Below are 4,168 nucleotides of genomic sequence, written 5' to 3'. Positions count from 1 at the left end.
GTGCGGGGGGAGCTGATGGTGCGGGGGTCCTCGGCGGTTCCCCGGGAATAGGGACCGGCGGAGGCCGGAGCGGCCGCTGCCGGGGCGCTTTCGTACGGAGGGCGTGTGGCGGACCCGAGGGTCGGCGGTCGCGCGGGACGCCCGGCGGACGAGTGGAGGATCCGGGCCGGTCCACCGCGGCGGAACCACGGGTCACGCGGCACGGCGGGGCGCGGATCCGCCGCTCGTCTCCGGGGTCCCGCGTCCCGGACCGGGGCGGGAGCCCGGAGCTCGCACCCGGTCCGGCCGCTCAACGAGCCGGTGCGGAGCGGGCCTTCCCGGCCACCACCGGGTGCGGCTCGGCCCGGTCCGCCGGTCCGCGGCCCGGACCCAGGGACGTCAGCGCGACCCCGCCCACCAGCAGCGCCGCCGCGCACCACCGCAGGGGGCTCACCGGCTCGCCGAGGAGGAGCCCCGCCGACGACATGCCGAACACCGGGACCAGCAGCGAGAACGGCGCGACCGTGGACGCCGGGTGGCGGCGCAGCAGCCAGCCCCACGCGCCGAAGCCGAAGACCGTGGTGACCCAGGCGACGTAGAGGACCGTGCCCGCACCCTGCCAGTCCAGGGCGCGCAGGGCGGCGAGGCCCTGGGAGGGACCCTCCAGCAGCAGCGACAGGCCGAGCAGCGGCAGGACGGGGACCGTGCTCACCCAGACCATGAAGTTCAGCGCGTCCGGGGGAGCCGCCCTGCGGGTCAGGACGTTGGAGGCGCCCCAGCAGGCCGCCGCGGCGACGACCAGCGCGAACGCGCCGAGCGGGCCCGAGGCGCCCTCGTCCACGGCCGCGACGCCGATGCCGGCGAGTGCCACGCCCATGCCGAGCACCCGCGGGCCCGACGGCCGCTCGCCCAGCACCAGGCAGGCGAACAGTGCCGTGAACACCGCCTGGACCTGCAGCACCAGCGAGGACAGTCCGGCGGGCATCCCCGCGTCCATCCCCACGAACAGCAGTCCGAACTTCGCCACGCCCAGCACCAGCCCCACCGCCACGATCCACTTCCAGGCCACCTTCGGCCGGCCCACCAGCAGGACGGCGGGCACGGCGGCGGCGAGGAAACGCAGGGCCGAGAAGAGCAGGGGCGGGAAGTGGCCGAGGCCGACCTCGATGACGGTGAAGTTCACACCCCAGACGGCGGCGACGAGGACGGCGAGCAGGACATGGGCGGGTCGCATGCGTCGAGGATCACTTCCGCGGACCGTGCAGCACCAGCGATGATTGCTGCACGGTCGCGTGAAGGAACGCTAACCGGTCGGCCGGCCGGGGAAAGGCAGGAGGAACCGTGCTCGATCTCCAGCGTCTGCGCGCTCTGCACGCCGTCTCCGTGCACGGCACCGTCGGGGCGGCCGCCGCCGCGCTCGGGTACACCTCGTCGGCGGTGTCGCAGCAGATCGCCAAGCTGGAACGGGAGACCAGGACCGTCCTGCTGGAACGCGAGGGGCGCGGGGTGCGGCTCACCGACGAGGCGCACCAACTGGTCGTCGCCGCACGGGAGTTGCTGGCGATCGTCGAGCGCGCCGAGACCGAGCTGGAGGAGCGGCGCGGGGTGCCGGCCGGGCGGCTGACGGTGGCCGCGTTCCCCTCGGCGGCGCGCGGGCTGATGCCGTCCGTCCTCGCGGACCTCGCGAAAAGGCACCCCGCCCTCGACGCCCGGCTCAGCGAGATCGACCCGCACCTGTCCGTGGACCTGGTCGCCAAGGGCGCCCTCGACCTGGCCGTCGCGCACGACTGGGACATCGCCCCGCTGCCCGCCCCGGCCGGGGTGGAGCAGGCGGTCATCGGGGACGACCTGTGCGACCTGCTCGTGTCGGCGGGACATCCGTTCGCGGGGCGCGGCACGGTGGAGCGCTCGGAGCTCGGCGGCGAGCGGTGGATCTGCCAGCCGCCGGGCCGGGTCTGCCACGAGTGGCTGGTGCGCACCCTGCGCGCCGCCGGCCACGTACCGAACCTCGTCCACCAGGCCGACGAGAACCCGACCCTGGTCGCCCTGGTCGCCGCCGGTCTCGGCGTCGCGCTGATCCCGCGCCTGGGCCGCGGTCCGCTGCCCGAGGGTGTCGTGGAGGTGTCGCTGGACCCCGTGCCCGTACGGCGGCTGTACGCGCTGTGGCGCACGGGCGCCGCGCGCCGTCCGGCGATCGCCGAGGCGGTCCGCACGCTGCGGGAGCACTGGCCGGCGGTGTCGGCGCACGCGCCCCGCTAGGGGCTTTCGTTTGGATCAGGCCGGATCAGGGAGCGGGGTCTGGTGGTGGGGGCACCTCCCACGCCTTCAGGCAGTGGGGGAGCACCGCAAGGCGGAGGAGGGCGGCAGGGCGGAGCCCTGCCAACCGACGACAACGCGGCTGGGGGTGCCCCCTGCTCGAAGAGCTTGGGGGAGCGGTGCCAGGGCCCGCGAGCCCGGCCTGATCCAAACGAAAGCCCCCGAGCCCCGCGGTCACCCGCCCACCGACTTCCCGGCGATCCGCGGCTGTCCGGGAACCCGGACGCGTCCCCGCTCGTCCCACCGGCAAGCCGCCGGACGAGTCTCCGTGGTGCGGTGTCGGCCCTCGCCGCCGGCTGCGATCGCCGGCCACCCTCTCCTGCGCACCGCGGCCGGCGGCCCGCCGCCATCGGCGCGCCCCCTCCCACAGCGCCGACGGCGGCCCCTCGCCGAGTGGTGCGCGCTCCCTTGACTGGCAGAAACTTCCCGGATATTGGTGACTCCTCGGAAGTTTCCTTCAGCGGAACACCTCCGGAAGGAGCGCACGTGCACGACTCCACACGCCCCTCCAGACGCACCGTCCTCGCCACCACCGCCGGCCTCACCGCCGCCCTCGCGGTCCAGGGCTCCGGTACCGCTCACGCCGCCCCCTACGACGACAGGAGGCTGCGCGCCCTCATCTCCCGCATGACCTTGGAGGAGAAGGTCGGCCAGCTCTTCGTGATGCGGGTCTACGGCCACTCCGCCACCGCCCCCGACCAGGCCGACGTCGACGCCAACCTCAAGGAGATCGGCGTCCGCACGGCCGCCGAGCTGATCGCCAGGTACCGCGTCGGCGGCATCATCTACTTCGCCTGGGCCCACAACACCCGCGACCCCCACCAGATCGCCGACCTGTCCAACGGCATCCAGAAGGCGTCCCTCGGCCTGCCGCGCGGCCTGCCCATGCTCGTCTCCACCGACCAGGAGCACGGCATCGTCGCCCGCGTCGGCAAGCCCGCCACCCTCTTTCCCGGCGCCATGGCCGTCGGCGCGGGTGGCTCGACCGGTGACGCCCGCGCCCTGGGCCGTGTCTCGGGCGCCGAGCTGCGCGCCGTCGGCATCAACCAGAACTACTCCCCCGTCGCCGACGTGAACGTCAACCCGGCCAACCCGGTCATCGGCGTACGCTCCTTCGGCGCCGACCCGGACGCCGTGGCGAGGCTGGTGGCCGCGGAGGTGAAGGGCTACCAGAACTCCGGGGTGGCGGCGACCGCCAAGCACTTCCCCGGGCACGGCGACACGGTCGACGACAGCCACGCCAAGCTCCCCTACATCCACCACACCCGCGAGGAGTGGGGGCGGCTCGACGCACCGCCGTTCCGGGCCGCGGTCGCCGCCGGCATCGACTCGATCATGACGGCCCACATCGTCGTCCCGGCGCTCGACGCCTCCGACGACCCGGCCACCCTCTCCCGCCCGATCCTCACCGGCATCCTGCGCGAGGAACTGGGCTACGACGGGGTCGTGGTCACCGACTCCCTCGGCATGGAGGGCGTGCGCACCAAGTACGGCGACGACCGGGTGCCGGTGCTGGCGCTCAAGGCGGGCGTGGACCAGCTCCTCAACCCGCCCTCCCTGGACGTCGCCTGGAACGCCGTGCTGAAGGCGGTCCGGAGCGGTGAGCTGACCGAGTCCCGGCTCGACGAATCGATCCTGCGCATCCTGCGGCTGAAGGCGAAGCTGGGCCTGTTCGACGACCCGTACGTCACCCGGGCCGGCGTCGACCGCACCGTGGGCACCCACGCCCACCTGGCGGCGGCCGACCGCGTCGCCGAACGGACCACGACCCTGCTGGTCAACGAGGGTCGTCTGCTGCCGCTGTCCCGCCGCAGCCACCGCAGGCTCCTCGTCGTCGGCGCCGACCCCGCCTCCCCGTCGAACACCACGGGCC

The 4,168-nt window shown here is 74.4% G+C and carries 3 protein-coding genes; 2 read left to right on the top strand and 1 reads right to left on the bottom strand.

The window, feature by feature from the left end:
- Positions 1-289: 289 nt before the first annotated feature.
- On the bottom strand, positions 290-1,213 hold the full coding sequence (locus C1I97_RS32630; RefSeq protein ID WP_111006643.1) for an EamA family transporter: 924 nt from the start codon (positions 1,211-1,213) through the stop codon (positions 290-292).
- 107 nt (positions 1,214-1,320) lie between these two features.
- Here C1I97_RS32630 and C1I97_RS32625 point away from each other — a divergent pair, with 107 nt between their 5' ends.
- Entirely contained in the window at positions 1,321-2,238 is a 918-nt protein-coding gene (locus C1I97_RS32625; RefSeq protein ID WP_111006642.1) for a LysR family transcriptional regulator, read from the top strand.
- Positions 2,239-2,781: 543 nt separating this feature from the next.
- The coding region (locus tag C1I97_RS32620; protein WP_111006641.1) for a glycoside hydrolase family 3 protein at positions 2,782-4,168 on the top strand (1,387 nt) is incomplete at its 3' end.

The sequence above is a fragment of the Streptomyces sp. NTH33 genome (assembly GCF_003236365.1).
Lineage (GTDB): Bacteria > Actinomycetota > Actinomycetes > Streptomycetales > Streptomycetaceae > Streptomyces.
This window is presented reverse-complemented; position numbering and strand designations above follow the sequence as displayed.

What these genes read in the sequence shown, in the direction of transcription:
- C1I97_RS32630 (WP_111006643.1), bottom strand. Translation starts at nt 1,213, where the DNA reads ATGCGACCCGCCCATGTCCTGCTCGCCGTCCTCGTCGCCGCCGTCTGG.